This window comes from Asticcacaulis sp. (assembly GCA_024707255.1).
Lineage (GTDB): Bacteria > Pseudomonadota > Alphaproteobacteria > Caulobacterales > Caulobacteraceae > Asticcacaulis.
Window position 1 is genome coordinate 110,733 of sequence record JANQAC010000002.1, and the last position, 19,564, is coordinate 130,296.

At 60.3% G+C, this 19,564-nt stretch carries 14 protein-coding genes; all 14 read left to right on the forward strand.

What is annotated here, in order from left to right; genetic code table 11:
• Positions 1-333 precede the first annotated feature (333 nt).
• The 14 genes from NVV72_11830 to yghU all read left to right on the forward strand — a co-directional run bounded on the left by NVV72_11830 (position 334) and on the right by yghU (position 19,514).
• The gene (locus NVV72_11830; GenBank protein ID MCR6659982.1) at positions 334-3,081 is read left to right on the forward strand and encodes a TonB-dependent receptor; all 2,748 of its coding nucleotides are present in this window, start codon (positions 334-336) and stop codon (positions 3,079-3,081) included.
• Between the two features lie 108 nt (positions 3,082-3,189).
• Positions 3,190-5,301, forward strand: a complete 2,112-nt coding sequence (locus tag NVV72_11835; GenBank protein ID MCR6659983.1) for a beta-galactosidase — start codon at positions 3,190-3,192, stop codon at positions 5,299-5,301.
• A gap of 27 nt (positions 5,302-5,328) precedes the next feature.
• Complete coding sequence (locus NVV72_11840) at positions 5,329-6,480, forward strand: cellulase family glycosylhydrolase (protein ID MCR6659984.1); 1,152 nt, start codon at positions 5,329-5,331, stop codon at positions 6,478-6,480.
• 156 nt (positions 6,481-6,636) lie between these two features.
• Entirely contained in the window at positions 6,637-9,138 is a 2,502-nt protein-coding gene (locus NVV72_11845) for a PAS domain S-box protein (GenBank protein ID MCR6659985.1), read from the forward strand.
• 118 nt (positions 9,139-9,256) lie between these two features.
• Positions 9,257-11,461, forward strand: coding sequence for a hypothetical protein (locus tag NVV72_11850; GenBank protein ID MCR6659986.1), 2,205 nt, complete (start codon positions 9,257-9,259; stop codon positions 11,459-11,461).
• 106 nt (positions 11,462-11,567) lie between these two features.
• A complete protein-coding gene (locus NVV72_11855; protein ID MCR6659987.1) occupies positions 11,568-11,861 on the forward strand; it encodes a hypothetical protein in 294 nt (97 codons plus the stop codon).
• 110 nt (positions 11,862-11,971) lie between these two features.
• Positions 11,972-12,676 carry a hypothetical protein gene (locus NVV72_11860; protein MCR6659988.1) on the forward strand — a complete coding sequence of 235 codons (705 nt, stop codon included), beginning with the start codon at positions 11,972-11,974 and terminating at the stop codon, positions 12,674-12,676.
• The gene (locus tag NVV72_11865) at positions 12,676-14,046 is read left to right on the forward strand and encodes a hypothetical protein (GenBank protein ID MCR6659989.1); all 1,371 of its coding nucleotides are present in this window, start codon (positions 12,676-12,678) and stop codon (positions 14,044-14,046) included. The genes NVV72_11860 and NVV72_11865 overlap by 1 nt, the downstream gene beginning before the upstream one ends.
• The gene (locus NVV72_11870) at positions 14,043-14,345 is read left to right on the forward strand and encodes a hypothetical protein (protein ID MCR6659990.1); all 303 of its coding nucleotides are present in this window, start codon (positions 14,043-14,045) and stop codon (positions 14,343-14,345) included. The genes NVV72_11865 and NVV72_11870 overlap by 4 nt, the downstream gene beginning before the upstream one ends.
• Complete coding sequence (locus tag NVV72_11875) at positions 14,332-15,285, forward strand: MoxR family ATPase (GenBank protein ID MCR6659991.1); 954 nt, start codon at positions 14,332-14,334, stop codon at positions 15,283-15,285. Before NVV72_11870 ends, NVV72_11875 begins: the two co-directional genes overlap by 14 nt.
• Positions 15,285-16,601 carry a DUF58 domain-containing protein gene (locus tag NVV72_11880; GenBank protein ID MCR6659992.1) on the forward strand — a complete coding sequence of 439 codons (1,317 nt, stop codon included), beginning with the start codon at positions 15,285-15,287 and terminating at the stop codon, positions 16,599-16,601. The genes NVV72_11875 and NVV72_11880 overlap by 1 nt, the downstream gene beginning before the upstream one ends.
• Positions 16,602-16,611: 10 nt before the next feature.
• Positions 16,612-17,649 carry a stage II sporulation protein M gene (locus NVV72_11885; GenBank protein ID MCR6659993.1) on the forward strand — a complete coding sequence of 346 codons (1,038 nt, stop codon included), beginning with the start codon at positions 16,612-16,614 and terminating at the stop codon, positions 17,647-17,649.
• Positions 17,649-18,566, forward strand: coding sequence for an RDD family protein (locus tag NVV72_11890; protein ID MCR6659994.1), 918 nt, complete (start codon positions 17,649-17,651; stop codon positions 18,564-18,566). Before NVV72_11885 ends, NVV72_11890 begins: the two co-directional genes overlap by 1 nt.
• 75 nt (positions 18,567-18,641) lie before the next feature.
• Positions 18,642-19,514 carry a glutathione-dependent disulfide-bond oxidoreductase gene (gene yghU, locus NVV72_11895; GenBank protein MCR6659995.1) on the forward strand — a complete coding sequence of 291 codons (873 nt, stop codon included), beginning with the start codon at positions 18,642-18,644 and terminating at the stop codon, positions 19,512-19,514.
• Positions 19,515-19,564 lie beyond the last annotated feature (50 nt).

Sequence of the window (19,564 nt, forward strand, 5' to 3'; positions counted from 1 at the left end):
GAAAATAATCGGCTTTAAAGAGTCGATTGTTTTCAAAATGGTATGATTAAATTCAGCCTCGCTGCGAGGTGTGGTTTGCCCCCTTGCTCATTTTAGGCGGGTTAACGGTGGTAATTTTTAAAATATCTCAATGCAATCAATATATTTTGTTATTTTTGCGGTGCGGTGAAACCCTTTTGCATTTGGGGGCTGGTGTGCGGTTGTTGCATAATTGTTACGACGCCGCCCCATTAGTCATTCTATATAAATCCGATTTGAAAATAAAATCATATTGTCGTACAAATACTCTCAACCGGCGCCGTGACGCCGACAGAAGAAACAGGAGGGAACTTTATGAAGTCCAAAATGAGATTACTTGCATCTGCGTCCGTCGTGCTGATGATGGCTGGCGGCGCCGCGTTCGCCCAGGAGGCGGCCCAAGAGGCGCCCCAAGGGACGGCTGCGACCAGCGCCGACCAGACGGCTACCGAAAAAGCCAAGGACAAGGACGATCTGACCGTCATCGTGGTCAAGGGCTATCGCGCCAGTCTGCGCTCTGCCCAACAAATCAAGCGCCGGTCTGATCTGATCATCGACGCCGTCGTGGCCGAAGATATTGGCAAGCTACCCGACGTGAACGCGGCCGAATCGCTGGCGCGCCTGCCGGGCGTTCAGATTACGCATGGCAGCGATGAAGGCAGCGGCGTGCTGGTGCGTGGCCTGCCAGATGTGGCCACGACCGTCAATGGCCGCGATATTTCAACCGCCGAACTGCGCCGCGTTCAGATGCAGGATTTCCCGTCCGGCGCCCTGGCCGGCATGGAGGTCTACAAATCCGGCACGGCTGACCTGCTGGAGCCGGGCCTGGCCGGCCTGATCAATGTCCGCACCCGCCGCCCGTTCGATTTCAAGGGCTTTGAAATCGATGGTGCCGTCCGCGAGACCTATAACGACCAGAACGGCAAGTTCAATACCAACGGCAACGTGCTGGTTACCGATCGCTGGATGACCGGCGCCGGTGAAATGGGCGCCCTGCTGAACCTCTCCTACACCGAGCAGGATTTCCGCAATGCCGTGCGCTGGGCAACTGGTTATATAGCCAATTCCACTGCGGATCCTTCATTGCCCAGGTATCCGGACCAGGTTGGCGTTTATATGGATACCGGCCACCGCTGGCGACCTTCGGCCAATGCCACGCTGCAATGGCGCCCGAACGATCAAACCGAACTTTACGCCGACTTCCTGTGGCAGGCCTATCGCGCCGAACACTGGAATGACTGGGCCATGGCACCGTTGTGGAGCGGTACAAAGACCAATGTCGTGATGCAGGAAGGCACCAATCAGATCGCCAGTATGACCAACACGGGCGGTGATCCGATCCAGTTCTACCGCTCGACAGGATTTGACCGCACCGACACGCAGCAGATCGCTGTGGGCGGCAGTTGGACCAGCGGCAAGCTGAAGCTCTCCACTGATCTGGCCTATACCAACAGCCTCTATTCGAACTCGTCATGGAGCCTCGACTCGGCGCTCAAGCAATCCTATCCGATTAATGTCAGCTATGTCACTGACGGTGGCGCTGCCTGGTCGGCCGAAGGTCTGGATGTCTCGGATGCCAGCAATTATGTCTGGCGCGGCTATTATGAAAGCATCTACAAGGTTGGCGGCAACGGTATCCAATGGCGTGGCGATGCGGTCTATGATACCGATTGGGGTATCTTCAAACAGTTGAAAGCCGGCCTGCGTTACTCGGATCGTAACGCCTTCTACGAAGCCAATGATCGTTATGGTTGGGTGTTGCCGCTCGCCATTCCGTTCGACTCGATCGGTGTTGGCGAACTGTCTCTCACGCAAGATACTTTCAGGGGCAGTGATCAGGGCTTCCGGAACTACCTGCAGCCTTCGCGTGCCGGCATTGTAGACAACACGACGCTGCTGGTGAACGAGACCCGCGCGGCGCTTGCCCAAATGGGGAATACTGGTGGCGTGGCGCAGTACACCCCGATCCTCATGGGCTATGATCCATTCCGTGGTTTCACCGCCAAGGAAGCGACCCGTACAGCTTATGCCCAGGAGCACTATCAAACCCACTTCTTCAACTCGGATGTTGACGGTGTGATTGGTGTGCGTGTGGTCAATACGGTCGGCAAATACAGCGGATATTCGCGCGTGAAGTGGAACAATGTCGAAACCGGCGTTCCGAAAACCATTGATCAGAACTACATCGATGTTCTGCCTAATTTCAGCATGCGCCTGAAGCCGAACAGCGAAATGCAGATTCGTTTGGGGGTGACTAAGACCCGCACGCGTCCGGATTTCAGTCAGCTCAACCCGGCGTATAGTATTACGCAGTTCGATCCGAGCACGGGCGGCAACAATCCTGATCCGGCCGATGCCTATGGTTCCGCCGGTAATCCGGACCTGAAGCCGCTGACGTCGACGAATTACGACGTCACCTGGGAATACTATCCGGAGGCGAATACCTCGGCGAGCGTGGCCGTGTTCTACCACGACCTCTTCGGCTTCATCAGCAACTATACGACCCGGACCAATGACCCGATTTACGGTGTTCTTGAAGTTTCGCGTCCTGAAAACGCTGGCGCCGGCAAGATCAAGGGTGTGGAAGTTGCCGGTCAAACCTTCTTCGACTTCCTGCCGGGGGCGTGGAATGGTCTCGGTGTTCAGGCAAACGTTACCTATATCGATGCGTACAATGAACTGCCGGACGCTATCGACCACTCGAAGCAGATGGTGAAAATCCAGGGCGTGTCGAACTGGAGCTATAACCTGGCTCTGTTCTACGAAAAGGGTAAGATCTCCACGCGTCTGTCCTATAACGGCCGCTCTCGCTGGATCAACTCCTATGATAACCGCAAGGGCTCTTGGGAAGGTGAAGGTACGGAAGCTGTGAACCGCCTAGACTATTCGCTCAGCTATTCGCCGAACGACGCTTACACGATCAACCTGGATGCCTCCAACCTGCTGGCGCAACCGTTCCATAACTTCCACGAGTATGACGGCAATGCGCACGCAAAGTTCGTCCGTGATATCCGTGACGAAGGCCGCTACTATGGCCTGTCTGTTCGTTTCAAATATAACTGATGAATGAGGGGGCCGCGCCTTGCGGCCCCCTCATTATTGCTGGATTTCAAGTTCTTGGGGCCGGTCCGGACGGATTCGGCCCCATTAATATCAGACAGGGGCCCATCCATGAGAACACGCAAATCCCTCGCCATCACGCTGTCCGCGCTGACCGGCTTGTTTGGTCTCTGGTCGGGCGCCGCTGATGCCGAACCGAAAAAGCCGGATACGGTCCTGTTCGGCGTGGCCTATTACGACGAATACACGCCGGTCGACCGTGTCGAGGAAGACGCGCGCATGATGAAGGCGGCGGGTATTTCCGTTGTCCGTATCGCGGAATCCACCTGGGGCACGCTGGAGCCGCAGGAAGGCGTCTTCGATTTCAGCCATATCGATCGCACCCTGGCGGCCATGAACCGGCAGGGCATCAAGGTGATCATCGGCACGCCCACCTATGCGGTCCCGACCTGGCTCGTCCGCGCGCATCCCAATGTGCTGGCCATCACGCCGCAGGGGCCAAACAGATACGGCCCGCGGCAAAATATGGATATCACCGATCCCGATTATCGCCGGGCGGCCGAGCGGGTGATCATCGCCCTGATCGATCATGTAAAGGATAATCCGGCGGTCATCGGCTATCAGGTCGATAACGAGACCAAGGCTTACGGAACGTCAGGCCCTAATGTGCAGGCCGGCTTCGTGGCGCACATGAAGCAGACATATCCGGATCTTGACGATCTGAATAAAGCCTTTGGTCTCGACTACTGGAGCAACCGGATCAACACCTGGGAAGACTTTCCCTCGGTCAATGGTTCCATCAATGCCAGCCTGAGCAATGCTTTTGCCGAATACCAGCGCGGCCTGGTCACCGACTTCCTGACCTGGCAGGCGGGCCTGGTGCGTGCCCATGCCCGGCCGGATCAGTTCATCACGCAGAATTTCGACCTCGGCTGGCGTGGCTATTCCTACGGCATCCAGCCGGAGGTCAATCACTGGGAAGCCGCCAAACCGCTCGATATCGCCGGCATCGATATCTATCATCCCAGTCAGGACAAGCTGACCGGCGCCGAGATCGCCTTTGGCGGCGATGTCACCCGCTCGATGAAGAACGGTCAGAACTACCTGGTGCTGGAAACCGAGGCGCAGGGCTTCCCCGAGTGGACGCCCTATCCCGGACAGTTGCGTTTGCAGGCGTTCAGTCATCTGGCATCCGGCGCCGATATGGTGGAATACTGGCACTGGGCGACGACCGCCAATGCTATCGAGACCTACTGGCGCGGACTGCTCTCTCAGGATTACCAGCCGAACGCCACCTATGAGGAGGCCAAGACCATCGGCGCCGATTTCAAGCGCCTGGGGCCGAAGCTCGTCCATATGCGCAAGCATAACAAGGTCGCCATCTATGTCAGCAACACGGCGCTCAGTGGCTTTGACTCTTTCAAGATGAATGCCGAGGGCAGGAGCATCGGCTACAACGAGGTGCTGCGGCCCTTCTACGATTCGCTCTATCGCCAGAATGTCGAGGTCGATATCCTGTCGCCGTCATCGACCACGCCCCTGGACGATTATCAACTGATCATCGTGCCGGCGCTCTATGCCGCCAGCGATGCCGAGATCGACCGCCTGAACGCCTTTGCCAAAAAGGGCGGGCACATCGTCTATACCTTCAAGAGCGGGTTCTCCGACGAGAACACCAAGGTGCGTTATGAAAGCCAGCCCGGCCATATCGCCGAGGCGGCCGGCATAAAATACAACCAGTTCACAATCCCGGAGAATGTGTCGCTCGAAGGCGATCCGTTTGGTGTTGCCGAGGCGGATAACAAGGCGCGCTGGTGGATGGAATTTGTGACGCCGACCACGGCCAAGGTGGTGGCGCGCTATAAACATTCGGCCTGGCCGGACTATGCCGCCGTGACGCGCAATCAGTACGGCAAGGGGCAGGTAACCTATATCGGCTTCATGCCCACCGATGCCCTGATCGACAAGATCATGGCGCAGGAAGTCCAAAGCGCGGGCGTAGCTGATCGTTCGTCCGGGGCGCGCTTCCCGGTCATTGTGCGTTCCGGCACTTTGCAGAATGGCCACAACGTCCATTATGTCCTGAACTATTCCGCGACGCCGCAAACCCTGTCCTACCAGTTCGCCGCCGGCAAGGAGCTTTTGTCGGGCGTCAGCGTGGCCGCCAAGACGGACTTGGGCCTTGAGCCCTGGGGCATCAAAATCATTGAAGAAAACAAATAATAACTGGAGGAAATAGTCGTGAGTTTCATGTCTTCGAAAGCTTTACGCGCGGGCGTGGCGTCTGTGGCGCTTCTGGCCATTTTGGGCGGTCAGGCCCATGCCGAGACGGCCCGCTGGTCAGCGGCGGCGGCCAACCAGTGGTACGCGAAGCAGCGCTGGCTGGTCGGTTCCAACTTCCTGCCGACCGACGCCATCAACCAGTTCGAGATGTGGCAGGCCGATACCTTCAATCCGGCCGAGATCGACAAGGAATTCGGCTACGCCGAAGGCATCGGCATGAACACCATGCGCATCTTCCTGCAGGACCAGCTATGGGCGCAGGACCCGGAAGGGTTCAAGAAGCGCATCAATATCGTGCTCGACCTGGCCGCCAAGCATCATATCAAGCCGATGCTCGTCCTGTTCGATTCCTGCTGGGATCCGAACCCGAAACTGGGGCCGCAGCACCCGCCGATCCCCGGCGTGCACAATTCCGGCTGGGTGCAGTCGCCCGGTACGGCGGGCCTGATGGATGAGGCCGGCTGGGGCAGGTACGAGGCTTACGTCAAGGGCATTGTCGGCGCCTTCGCCAGGGACGATCGCATCCTGGCCTGGGATGTGTGGAACGAGCCCGACAATCAGGGGGGCGGCAACTATCAGCAGCTAGATGAGGCCACCAAGACGGCTCAGGTGGCCAAGCTGCTGCCGCAGGTCTTTGCCTGGGCGCGGACGCAAGACCCCATACAGCCCCTGACCTCCGGCGTATGGCATAATGATGACTGGTCGCCGAACGGCAAGTTGAATGCGGTTGAGCGTGTGCAGATCGACCAGTCGGACGTCATCAGCTTCCATAGCTATGACTGGCCCGAACGTCTGGAAGAGCGCATCAAATCGCTGCAACCCTATGGCCGTCCGCTGATCATGACCGAGTACATGGCGCGCGGCAACGGCTCGACCTTTGACTCGGCCCTGCCTATGGCACGCAAGTATAATGTGGGGGCCATCAACTGGGGCTTTGTGCTGGGCAAGAGCCAGACCAACATGCCCTGGGATTCATGGGAAAAACCCTACACGAAAAGCCCGCCGACCCTTTGGTTCCATGATATCTTCTATGCCGATGGCAAGCCTTACCGGCCGGCCGAAACGGCGCAGATCAGGGCGATGACGGCCGAAGCCGAAAAAACGTTCAGGAAGAAATAGGGCGGTTCGCGGGGAACTGATCATGCAGGGGACGGAGGGCGGGCTCAGCGAACAACCGGTTCGTCGAGTCAGCGGCTTTGGGTAGTTCCAACTGTTTTCTTATTTTATTCTTTGTACGCCAAAAGGCTTCCCGCGCTTACTCGAACCATCGGAACCGTGAATAACAAGCTCGAAAGTGAAGCGCTGCTGGCGCAGGCCCGTCTGGGGGCGATTGTCGAATCGTCCGATGACGCTATTGTCGCCAAGACGCTGGACGGCATTATCACCTCGTGGAATGAGGCGGCTGCCAAGATTTTCGGCTATTCCGCGCAGGAGGCGATCGGCCAGCACATTACCCTGGTCATTCCCGATGACCGCCGCTCCGAGGAAGACCTGATCATCGGCAAGATCAGGGCCGGCGAGCGCGTTCATCACTTTGAAACCGTCCGCCGCCACAAATCCGGGGCGGCCATTGATCTGTCGGTCACGGTATCCCCCATTCGTGACCCGGAGGGCCGGATTATCGGGGCATCGAAGATTGCCCGTGATATCTCTGAGCAGAAGCGTGAGACGGTCCGCCGCCAGGCGCTGATGCGGCTGACCGACGAAATCCGCGATGTGGAAGACGCCGACGAGATCGCCTTTGTGGCAGCGAGGCTCCTGGGTGAAACCCTGAAGGTCAGCCGGGCAGGATATGGCGTGATCGATACGCTCAACGAGACGATTACCATCGAGCGCGACTGGAATGCGCCGGGCATAAAGAGCCTCGCTGGCGTGCTGCATTTCCGTAATTACGGCTCCTACATCGAAAACCTGAAACAGGGCGAAACCGTGGTCTTCGCCGATGCCGAAACGGACCCGAGAACGGCCGGTTCCGCTGCCGCCCTGAAGGCGATCAGCGCGCAGTCCGTCGTCAATATGCCGGTGACCGAGCGCGGGCGCTTTGTCGCGCTGCTTTACCTCAATCACGAGACGGCGCGGGAGTGGCCTGAGGAGGAACTGGCCTTCGTGCGCGAGGTGGCGGAGCGGACACGCACCGCGACGGAACGCGCGCGCGTCACGGCGGAACTCAGAGCGCTGAATGCCCAACTGGAGGAGCGCGTCGGCGCGGCCCTGGCGGAACAGCGCATTCTGGCGGATATCCTGGAATCGACCGACGCCTTTGTTCAGGTGGCGGATATGGATCTGAACTGGCTGGCCATCAACCGGGCCAGTGCGGAAGAGTTCAGCCGCATTTTCGGAGTCACGCCGAAAGTCGGTGACAATATGGTGGCGGTTCTCAGTCATTTGCCGGAGCAGCAGGCGGCGGTGCGCGCAGTCTGGAGCCGGGCCCTGGACGGCGAAGCCTTCACCGAGGTGGCTGAATTCGGCGCCCCCGAGCGTGAGCCTCGCCATTATGAAATGAAGTTCAACCCCCTGTATGACGAGGCGGGGCGCCAGATCGGCGCCTACCAGTTCGTCTTCGACGTGACCGAACGCATACGCGACCAGGTGCGCCTGCGTGAAGCCGAGGAGCAACTGCGCCAGGCCCAGAAGATGGAGGCCGTAGGGCACCTGACCGGCGGTGTGGCGCATGATTTCAACAATATGCTGGCGGTTGTCTCCGGTTCGCTGGAACTTCTTGACCGCCGGACAGCGGTTGATGATCCGCGCGCCAAGGCGTTGATTTCTTCGGCGCTTGAGGCATCCAAACGTGCCGGCAACCTGACCCGGCGTTTGCTGGCCTTCTCGCGCCAGCAGCCCCTGAAGCCGGAAGTGACCGATCCCAATCGGCTGGTGGCCGGCATGTCGGATCTGTTCCGCCATTCCCTCGGCGCGGACATCCAGTTGGAGACGGTCCTGTCGGGCGGCGTCTGGCGCATCCATGTCGATCAGAACCAGTTGGAAAGCGTCCTGCTCAATCTGGCGGTCAATGCCCGCGATGCCATGGAAGGGGGCGGCCGACTCACCATCGAGACCCAGAACGCGCATCTCGACAAGCGCTATGTCGCCAGGGAACTGGGCATTACGCCCGGCCAGTATGTCATGATCGGCGTGACCGATACCGGCAGCGGCATGGCGCCCGATGTCCTGGCGAAGGCGTTCGATCCGTTCTTCACGACCAAGGAAGTCGGCAAGGGTACCGGCCTGGGGCTCAGCCAGGTCTATGGCTTCATCAAGCAGTCGGGCGGGCACACCAAGATCTATTCCGAGATCGGTCACGGTACGAGCGTGAAGATATATTTGCCGCGTTATATGGGCGATGCCGTTGACGGAGGCGACACCGACCGCCTGGCGGATCTGCCGAACAATGACGGGCGGGAACTGATCCTTGTGGTTGATGACGAGGATCTGGTCCGGCAGTTCTCGGCCACGGCGCTGGCAGATTTGGGCTATCGCGTCCTTGAAGCCGGCAATGCCCAGGGCGCTCTGGCCACCCTGCTTGACCGGCCCGATGTGGACCTGTTGTTTACCGATATCGTCATGCCGGAAATGAACGGCCGCAAACTGGTCGATCTGGTGCGCGAAAAGCGCCCGGAACTGCCCGTTATCTACACGACCGGATATACGCGCAATGCAGTGGTCCACAATGGCATACTGGACAATGATGTCGAACTGATCGGCAAGCCCTTCACCCTGGAGGAGTTGGCCTTGCGTGTGCGTGACGTGCTGGACAGGGCCGCATTGAAGAAGCGATAGGCGCACTGGCGAATTTATGTCGGTGCGCCGTCTGCCGGCCTTTGGGCGCATCGATATTTTACGGGCCTTTGTCATAGCTTCGTCCAATCGAACGGATGGGAGTTGAGCGGAATGACCAGTGCCGACGAGAAGACCGGAAAAAGAAAATCCGCACCCAGAAGTGCCAGGCTTCACGCCAGAAACGCTGAATGCCTGTTTCGAACTTCAGGCGGCCACCGGGGCTGAAAGCCAGTGGACGTTGGGTGATTACAGGGTTTCCACGCATCATGGCCGCGACGCCTTCTGGGTGGTGGTTCACGGGCCGGGCCAGGGCGGCATTGCCCTGCGCACTTATCCGATCATGGGCCAGAATATCATTGTCGAGGCCCATCGTCGTGAGGATGGCGGCGACTGGAAAGTCGAGACCCCTTCCGGTGTTTACCGCATCAGCCTGACCTTTCTAGGCGACACTCTCCTGCGCATGACCTCGCGCCTTGTACCCTCGCATGATCTGCTGGTCGTCTTCTGGCCGCGTGATCTTTATGTGCTCGATGAAAACGACGATCCGCGCCACGCCGAAGGCCGGGTGGAGGCCGGGCAGCGCGGCCTGAATGCCGGCCTTTGTTATCTGTGCCTTAAAAAGCCGGCCTTTGGCAGCGTGCTCTACATGCAGAATTTGACGGCGCTCAATCCCTTCTTTATCGATACAAAAACTAAGCCTGACGGCGTGGTGGGCGGGCAATGGCCGGAACTCGGCTACCAGCCGCCGGGATCACCCAATGGCGACTCGCCGCCAGTCAATCCGCTGAAAGCGGGGCAGGACTATGTGATTTCCGACGCCCTGGTCAGCCTGCGCGCCGACTGCGGCGCGAATGAGTTCGAGGTGGCGCGCAACTTCGTCGAGATGCTGGCGGATATCTATCCCCATCTCGACAAGCCCGAACCGGAATACCGCGACTGGATCTGGCGGGCCGACAAGACCCTGCTTGACCTCAAGACCTCGCCCGATGTCACCGAGGTGCATGACGGCAAGACCTATATCCGGCCCTATGTCGCGGCCGAATATCCCGACAGCATGGTCCAGATGACGGTGCTGAAATCCCTGCGCGAATACGAAGCCTGGCGCGGGCGCCGTGATCCGTTTTCGGATGACCTGGCCGTGGCCATGGAAGGGTTTTTTGACAACGACCTGCGCACCCTGCGCCGCTACCTGCCGGATGTCGGTAACGACAAGGACCGTGACGCGGTCGATTCCTGGTACATATACCATCCGCTGATGAATCTGGCGCGCCTGGCGCTTAAGGGCGAAGCCTGGGCCGATACCCTGTTTCGCAAGTCGATCGCCTTTACCGTGAAGGCGGCGCACCATTTCAAATACAGGTGGCCGATCCAGTATGACCTGACGAACCTGAAGGTGATCGAAAAGGATCGCGGCGACGGCCTGGGCCAGACCGATGTCGGCGGGTTCTACGCCTATGTCATGCTGCTGGCGCACGAACTGACCCACGACGACACCTACGTCGCCGAAGCGAAGGCGGCGCTGAAGGCCTTGGAGGATGACCGCTTCGAACTGGTCTACCAGACCAATCTGACCGCCTGGGGGGCGTTGGCCTGCCTGCGCCTGTGGAAAATGGGGGACGAGCCGCACTATCTGGACCAGGCCTATGTCTTCATTGCCGGCCTGATGCACAATTGCGAACTGTGGGGATCGAAGATCGGCTGGGCCGGTCATTATACCAACTTCTTCGGCGTCACCTGCCTGCATGACGGCCCCTATATGGCGGCCTACGAAGCCTTCGAGGTGTTTGATGCTTTCGATGAGGCGCTCAAGGTTTCGGATGAAGACCTGCCGGCGGCGCTGAAGCTTCTGATGTGCGAATACCGGCGCTATGCGCTCGATGTGCTGTGGTCCTTCTATCCGGATTTCCTGCCGGCGGAGAGCCTTTCCGATACCGTGCGCAACGGCCATATCGACCGGGCGCTTTCACTGCCGCTCGAAGATATTTACGGCGACGGCAGTCCCGCCGGGCAGGTGGGACAGGAGGTCTATGGCGCCGGCAGCGCGTTTGTGCTGGCGGCGCGGGCTTACTTCGCTTGCGGCGACGCGCCCTTCCGGCTGTTTGCCGATCATCCGGCCAATATCGAGCCGAAGGACGGCCGTATCGTCATCCGGCTCAAGGGGCCGAAAGGCTGCACGGCGCGCCTCCGCCTGATCGCGCTTGATGATAAGGCCGGGTCGCCTGAAGTCTCAATTGAGGGGCTGGAAACAACGGACAGCGGGAACGCCTATGTCGAATACCGGCCGGCGGCCGATGCTGAAATCACGGTGCGCTGGATCGCATGACAGCGCCTGAGTTCACAGAAAAGCGAGGCGCTCACTTCCGCATTGGTTCCTGATAGTAAACCGGGCAGTATGACGGGACACACAAAAATCAGACAGGGAGGTTCTGATGGCCCAATATCATGCGGTTGCGAACAGCCGGAACATTGGCCGCGGCATGGCCTTCACCATCCAGAGCGGGGTCCTGCGCCGGATGGATGTCCTCGACTTACATCTGGAAGAAGACGGTAAGGTCGAGGCTACGATTGAGCATTTTGACCCGACCGGCCTGTGCATCAGCCTGAATGGCGCTACCTTCAAATGCCGTCCGTGGCGAATGGGGGATGCGGCGGTCAGACGACTGCCAGGCACGATTTCAAGCTGGACCATCGATCAGATACTGGAAGAGGCGGCGGACGCCTGACGTCCTGTTGTCTCGCTTAAAGCTTGACCCGGCCCCTGCTTGCGCCCTAAGGTCTTACCGTTACGGCGTGGGGGCGCCTGTAAGGCGAACGGGATGGGGGATAGCAGGCTTTGACGCAGACCGGGGCAACAGACAGCGCCTCACATGCCGCGGCGGGGGCCGGGCATGACAGGGTCGACGTTGCCGAAGCCAAGCGCCTGATCGGGCAGGTCAATGGCAGTCATGACCTGCAAACCACCTTCACCGCCATGCCCAAGCCGGATTTGAAGGCGCTGGAGTTCTGGAACCGGTTTTTCAAGAATATCGGGGAATTTTTCGAGAAGGTCGCCAGTGCCTTCAAGCCGCTGGCCCCTTTCATGCCCTATATTCTTGGCGCCCTGGCCATAGCCCTGATCGCACTGCTGCTGTCGCCCTTCGTGCGCATGATGATTACCTCGCGTTTCCAGCGGCTGTTCGCGCGCGATCACCTGCGGGCCGATGCGCCGTGGCGGCCGACGCGGGAGGCAGTGACGGCCCTGCTAGGCGATATCGACAAACTGGCGGCCGAGGGCAGTTATGACGAGGCGGTCCATCTGCTGCTGGTGCGGTCTGTGGCGGATATCAACGCCTTCCGGCCCGACCTGGTGCGCAAACATTATTCGGCGCGCGACATCCGTTCGCATCCCTTGCTGCCGGAAGCGGCGCGGCCGGCCTTCACCGAAATTGTGCGCTGCGTGGAAAAGAGCTATTTCGCCGGCATTTCGGCCACGCGGGCGGATTTTGAAGCCTGCCGCGCCGCCTATACCGCCTTTATTGCCGCCGAAGGGATCGCCTGATGGCCAAACCGGCGGCAGACAAAAAGACCTTGGGCCAACATATCGGGGCCAGGATCGGCAAGGTGTCCGGCTGGCTGCCGGCCGTGGCGGCCTTTCTCTGCTTGTGCCTGTTCGCGGCGGCGGCCATCACGCTTTTCGATGTCAATTCAGTGCCGAAAACGGGCCAGAAGGCCAATGTGACCGGCCTTTCGGCGCAAGGCACGGCGGGGCTGCGCCGCCTGTTGGAGGCGAGGGGGCATGAGGTCATTGTCAACCGCATGGAAGACGGTCCGCTGATCGAGCACGGCGACCTGGAAATCATTACACTTGATGATGACGGCGGCACCCTGACCTATGCCTATCATTTCGACAGTGACGATACGTCGTCAGCCTCTTCGAGCAGCGCGTCTTCGGCTGAGGTTTCCTCGGCCAATGCTGCCTCGGCCAATGACGCCTCGGAAAGCGCCGCCTCTGCAAGCGCTTCAGCTGGTGGTGACGCGGACGAGGAAACGGGCTCCGCGAATCTGATCCCTGATCCCAGGCGTTCAAAACACGTCCTGCGCCAGCCGCTGGGCAAGGTGGTGCTGGTCGTGGCGCCAAAATGGAACGCCGGACCCGATCCGCGCAACCGCTACTGGGATCGCGGTGCGACACTGGTGGCGACGGCGAATGTCATTGACAGCCTGGGCTTCCTGTCGCCTGTCAGCGAAACGCCGGCACCGAAAGATGACAAGCAGGCCGTGGCCAAGGTAAAAGCGTCGCCGCCGGGGACGCAAACCGTGCGCAATGGCGACAGTCTGGTGACGTTCGATAGAGCCCCCTATGTGCTGAAACGCGACATGCGTCCGATGGCCGGGAAAGCCGAAAAGGGGACAGCGCAGCCCTTTGAGCCGGCACCGCATCTCTGGACGTTCCGTCCGGTCCAGGGCGGCCCCTTTAACGCCCCAGTTTCTGTGGGTGCGATCACTGGCCTGCAATCGATCACCGGGCCGAACCTCAAGCCGCTTCTGGTCGGTCCCAATGGCGAGGCGGTCCTGTCGCAAGTCATCGTGACCGGCAATCGCCCGCAACCGAAGGCGCCGATATACCTGCTCAGTGACCCCGACCTGCTCAACAATCAGATACTGGCCGATCCGCAAAAGGTCATCGCGGCGCTGAACCTGATCGATACGATCAGCCCGCCGGCGGACAAGCCCGGCCGGGTGATCTTCAACCTGACCTTCAATGGCATTTCGACCGATCACGACCTGCTGCACGCCCTCAGCCGTCCGCCCTTCATCGCCGTGCCCCTGTGCTTGCTGATCGCTGGCTTAGGCCTGATGTGGGCAGCGTTTTCGCGCTTCGGCCCGGCCCGCGAGGCGCCGGTGGGGCCGCCCTGGGGCGCGGCGTGAAAATCCTGGCCGATAATGCCGCCCGCCTGATGGCCATCACGCTGAAAGAGGTTAAGCTGGGGCCGGCCTATGCCGACCTGGTGCGCGATCAGGTACTGAAGGACAAAGGATACCGGCTGGGCGTCAGCCCTGAAAGCCCGGACGATCTCGCCGAACGCCTCGGCCAGGCGCAAAAGACGACTGACTCCTTTATCGACCTCAAAGCCCGCGCGGCCAAGGTCATGACCGTACACCAACTCATCGATATCACCCTAAAGCTCCACGCCTGGAAGACGGAGATACAACGTGCTCATACCTGAAATCCAACTCCTCGCGGCCCGGCTGCGCGGTGAGATCGGCAAGGTCATCATCGGCCAGACCGATACGGTCGACCTGCTGTTGACGGCGCTGTTTTCCGGGGGCCATGTCCTGCTCGAAGGCCCGCCGGGCACCGCCAAGACCCTGCTGGCGCGCGTATTCTGCCAAAGCTTAAGCCTCAAATTCGGCCGCATCCAGTTCACGCCGGACATGCTGCCGGGCGATGTGCTGGGCTCGAACCTGTTCAACTTCCAGACATCGAGTTTCACCCTGACTAAGGGGCCGATCTTCTGCGACCTGCTGCTGGCCGATGAAATCAACCGCACGCCGCCGAAGACCCAGGCCGCCCTGCTCGAAGCCATGCAGGAACGGTCGGTGACGCTCGATGGCGTCAGGCATGACCTGGGCCAGCATTTTACTGTCATCGCCACGCAGAACCCGATCGAGCAGCAGGGCACCTATCCGCTGCCGGAAGCCCAGCTCGACCGCTTCCTGTTCAAGCATGTGCTGGGCTATCCGTCGCTTGAGGAAGAAAAGCGCATTGTCGATACGGCGGGGAATGCGGCGGCAACCGACCCGGTGCTGGCCGGCGTTTCGGCCGTTCTCAGTGCCGCCTCGCTGGCGGAGGCGATCCAGGTCGTTTCCACCGTCAAACTCAACGACGCCAATCTCAACTATATCGTTGCCCTGATCCGCGCCACCCGCGAAGCGCCGCAATTGTCGGTCGGGGCCAGCCCGCGTGCCGGCGCCTTGCTGGCCCGTGCGGCCCGTGCCAGGGCGGTGCTCGATGGACGCGACTATGTGCTGCCGGACGATATCAAGGCGCTCTATCCCGCCACCATGCGCCATCGCGTCCTCTTGTCGCCTTCCGCCGAAATCGAGGGAGAAAGTGTCGATCGCGTCCTTCAGGGACTGCTTGAAAGAATTGAAATACCTCGCTGATGCCCATCTATCCCACACCGCGACTGCTGATCCTGCTGGCCTTGAGCGTACTCGCTGCGCTCGGCATCGGGATATTCGCGCCCGGTCTGTGGGCCTGGGTGCCGCTGGCGGCGGCCCTGCTGTTTGTTGCCGCCCTGCTGGATGGCATGTTCGCACCGGTCGGCGCCGGGCTGACTTTCACCATAAGGCCGCCGGCTGTTCTGGGCGTCGGGCGGACGGTCGATGTGCCGTTCGAGGCACGCTTCACAAAGTGGCGGCAACCGGCGATTATCGAATTGCGCCTTGGCCTGCATCGCCTGCTGCTGGCCTCGACCTATGAACGCCGGCTGGTGCGGCAGGACGGCGCGTTTCATGGCACGCTGAACCTGAAAGCCATGGCGCGGGGGCGCGGCGATATCGACGCTGCCTATATCCGCTGGCAGGGTTTCTTAGGGCTGGTCCATGTCCAGACGCGCGTTCCGCTCGATAGCGAAATCGTCGTGACGCCCGACCTGCAAGGCGTCGAGCAGGATGCCGCCGACCTGTTCTCGCTCGATAATATCTACGGCGTCCGGGTGCAGAACCAGCTTTACAACGGCTCGGAATATCATGCCCTGCGCGAATACGACGCCTCGCAGGATCACCGCCGCATCGACTGGCGGTCGTCGGCGCGGCACATGAAGTTGTTTTCGCGTGAATACCAGGCCGAACGCAATCATCATATCGTGCTGGCCTATGACACCGGCCGCCTGATGGGCGAACCGCTCGGCGGGCTGAAACGACTGGACCGCGCCATCTATGCCGGCCTGCTGCTCGGCTATACGGCGCTGAAGATCGGCGACAATGTCCGCACCTTCGCCTTCGCCTCGAAGCCCTATCATAATGCGCCGGCCATTTCCGGCACAAATGGCTTCAATACGCTGAAATACCAGTTGTCGGCGTTGGAGGATTCGCCGGAGGAATCCAACCACACCTTGGCCCTGGCTGATCTGAATGCCACCGTGGCCCGCCGTTCACTGATCATACTGTTTTCCGATTTCATCGATGAAATCAGCGCCGACCTGATGATCGAGAGCCTGAACCGCCTGTCGAAAAAGCATCTGGTATTGTTCGTCGCTTGCCGGGATGAGGTGGTCGAAGGTCTGATGGCGAAAATACCGAACCAGGCTGAAGACGTGACGCGCGCGGTCTTTGCCCGCCGCCTGGCCAGCCAGCGCGAACGCGTTCTGACGCAACTGCGCCGCCAGGGTGTGGAGGTGCTGGAAACGCCGACCGAACAGATGGCGACAGCGATTGTCAGCAAGTATCTGGCGTTGAAACGCGCCGACCGGCTGTAGGGGGGACGTGATGAACGAAGACATCCATGCACCGGCTGACGCGCCAAAGCCCGTTCTGCGCCTGAAAAGCCAGAAGTTCCGCGAGGCGCGGCAATCCGATTGGCGCGCGCTTTCAACCCAGCTCGACAAGGTGGAAAAGCGCGGCCTTGGCAGTTTTTCCATCGATGAACTGCTGAACCTGCCGCTGCTCTATCGCTCGGCCATGTCGTCGCTTTCCATGGCGCAATCGATCTCGCTCGATCGCAACATGATTACCTATCTGCAGGCCCTGTGCGTGCGGGCCTATGTCTATGTCTATGGCCCGCAGACCCGCCTGAAGGACGTGCTCTACAGCTTTTTCGTCCTCGCCTGGCCGCGCGCCGTGCGCAGACTGGGCGGCGAAATCGCCCTGGCCTTCGCCACACTGGTGGCGGGCGCCATTGCCGGCTGGCTGATGTGCGCGCACGATTCCACCTGGTACAATGTCTTCCTGCCGGGTGAACAGGGCAGCCGCGGGCTCGATTCATCAGCGGAGGAACTGCGCAAGACCATCGGCGGCAATCCGGAAAACCACGCCCTGTCGCCCTTCGCCGTCTTCCTGATGACGCACAATGTCGGCGTGGCGATCTCCACCTTCGCGTTTGGCGCGGTCTTCGGCCTGCCGACCTTCGCCCTGACGCTCTATACCGGCATTACGCTGGGCGCCATGGTGTGGCTGTTCGCGCAGCAGGGGCTGGGCTTTGAATTCGCCGCCTGGCTGACCATCCACGGCACGACGGAACTGTTCGCCCTGGTCATCGCCGCCGGATGCGGCTTCCATATCGCCCGCCGGCTGATGTTCCCCGGCGACGCCACCCGCAAGCAGGCGCTGCGGGAGGCCGGCACCCTGACCGGCACGGCCATGATCGGTGTCGCCATCATGCTGACGGTGGCTGGCTGCCTGGAGGGTATCGGCCGGCAAATGCTCACTGATCCGTTTGTCCGCATCGGCATCGGCGCGGTCATGCTGACGATCTGGGGGCTCTATTATACCTCTGTCGGCCGCAGGAAACCGGGGGAGGGCGCCTGATGGCCAAAGCCGGAAAGCGCGACCTGGCCAGCGATGCGCCCTATGGCGAAATCGGCCGCACCGCCACGGAAATCCTCACGCCTGAAGGCGTGGTCCTGCCCTTTATCAATGCCACGTTCGGTGAGCGCGTCGGTGCGCTTCTGCTCGACTGGCTGATCATGATCCTGGCACCGGTCATCGTGCTGATCATCTGGCTGATCCTGCCGCTGGAGCATGTGTTCGACAACGGCAAGAACAAGGCGCTGGGCTCGTTCGTGCTGATCGTGGCCATGTTCTTCCTGTTTTTCCTGCGTTCCGGCTATTTCATTATCTTCGAGATGGGCGCGCGCGCCGCCACGCCGGGCAAGCGGGTCATGAAACTGCGGGTCATCTCGCATGATGGCGGCCGGCTGACCCCGGCGGCGGTCTTTACACGCAATGCCCTGCGCGAGGTCGAGCTTTACCTGCCGGTGACCCTGATCTTCGCCTGGTCGGCCAACCATTCGGCCGGCTCATGGCTGGCCTTTTTGTGGGCGCTGGCCCTGCTGCTCCTGCCCCTGTTCAACAAACAGCATGCCCGTCTGGGCGATTTCCTGGCCGGCACGCGCGTCGTCCACATGCCGAAGGCCGCCCTCAGTTACGATCTGGCCGATTTGGAGGGTGATCGCAATCTGGGGCTCAGCTTTACGCCGGATCAACTGGCCTATGGCGAGATGGAACTGACAGTGCTTGAGCAGGTGCTACGCGAACGCAAACCGGCGGTGATGAAAGCGGTGGCCGCCCGGATCAAGGCGCGGATCAACTGGGTGGACCCGAAAAATGATCCGCCGGGTGACGAGACTTTCCTGCGGGCCTATTACGGCGCCCTCCGCGCGCACCTGGAGGCCAAGATGCTGCTCGGTCGCCGCCGCAAGGACAAGCACGACGCCCCTGTGTAAGAATAGGCCGGACCGGTTGCAAAGCCGCCAGCCGCGACCATATGAAGGCCAGACAGTTACAGATTTAGGTGCGCCATGGCCGATAACGATCCCGCCCAAAACCAGCCCGCCGGCTATGTCGTGCCAAAAATCTGGCAGTGGGACAAAGGCAACGGCGGGCAGTTCGCTAATATTAACCGGCCTGTCTCCGGTGCGATGCATGACAAGGAGTTGCCTGTGGGCAGGCATCCGCTTCAGCTCTATTCGCTGGGCACGCCCAATGGCATCAAGGTCACCGTCATGCTGGAGGAGTTGCTGGCGCTGGGTCATGCCGGTGCCGAATATGATGCCTGGCTGATCAATATCGGTGAGGGCGACCAGTTCGGCAGTGATTTTGTTTCGATCAATCCCAATTCCAAAATCCCGGCCCTGATGGATCACTCAACCAACCCGCCGACACGGCTGTTCGAGAGCGGTGCGATCCTGTTCTATCTGGCGGAAAAGTTCGGGGCTTTCCTCCCGACGGAGCACTATAAACGCGCCGAGACGATGAACTGGCTGATGTGGCAGATGGGGTCCGCGCCGTTTGTCGGTGGTGGTTTCGGCCACTTCTATGCCTATGCGCCATTCAAAATCGAATACGCCATCAACCGCTACGCCATGGAAACCAAGCGCCAGTTGCATGTGCTGGATACGCAGTTGGGCAAAAGCGAATATGTGGCTGGCGATGACTATACCATCGCCGACATGGCCATCTATCCCTGGTATGGCGGCATGGTGAACAATGCCTATTCCGCCGCCGAGTTCCTGTCGGTTGACGAATATACGAATATCCGCCGCTGGATGGACCAGCTTGAGGCGCGACCGGGCGTGCAGCGCGGCCGGCGGGTCAATCGCGCCGCCGACGGGCTGAAGGAACGCCATGACGCGGCCGATTTCGACGCCCTGTCGGGGCTGCAAGCGACCTGATACAATCGGTCACCATATTTCGCTTGCCTTTGCGGGTGCAGTTGGGTTTG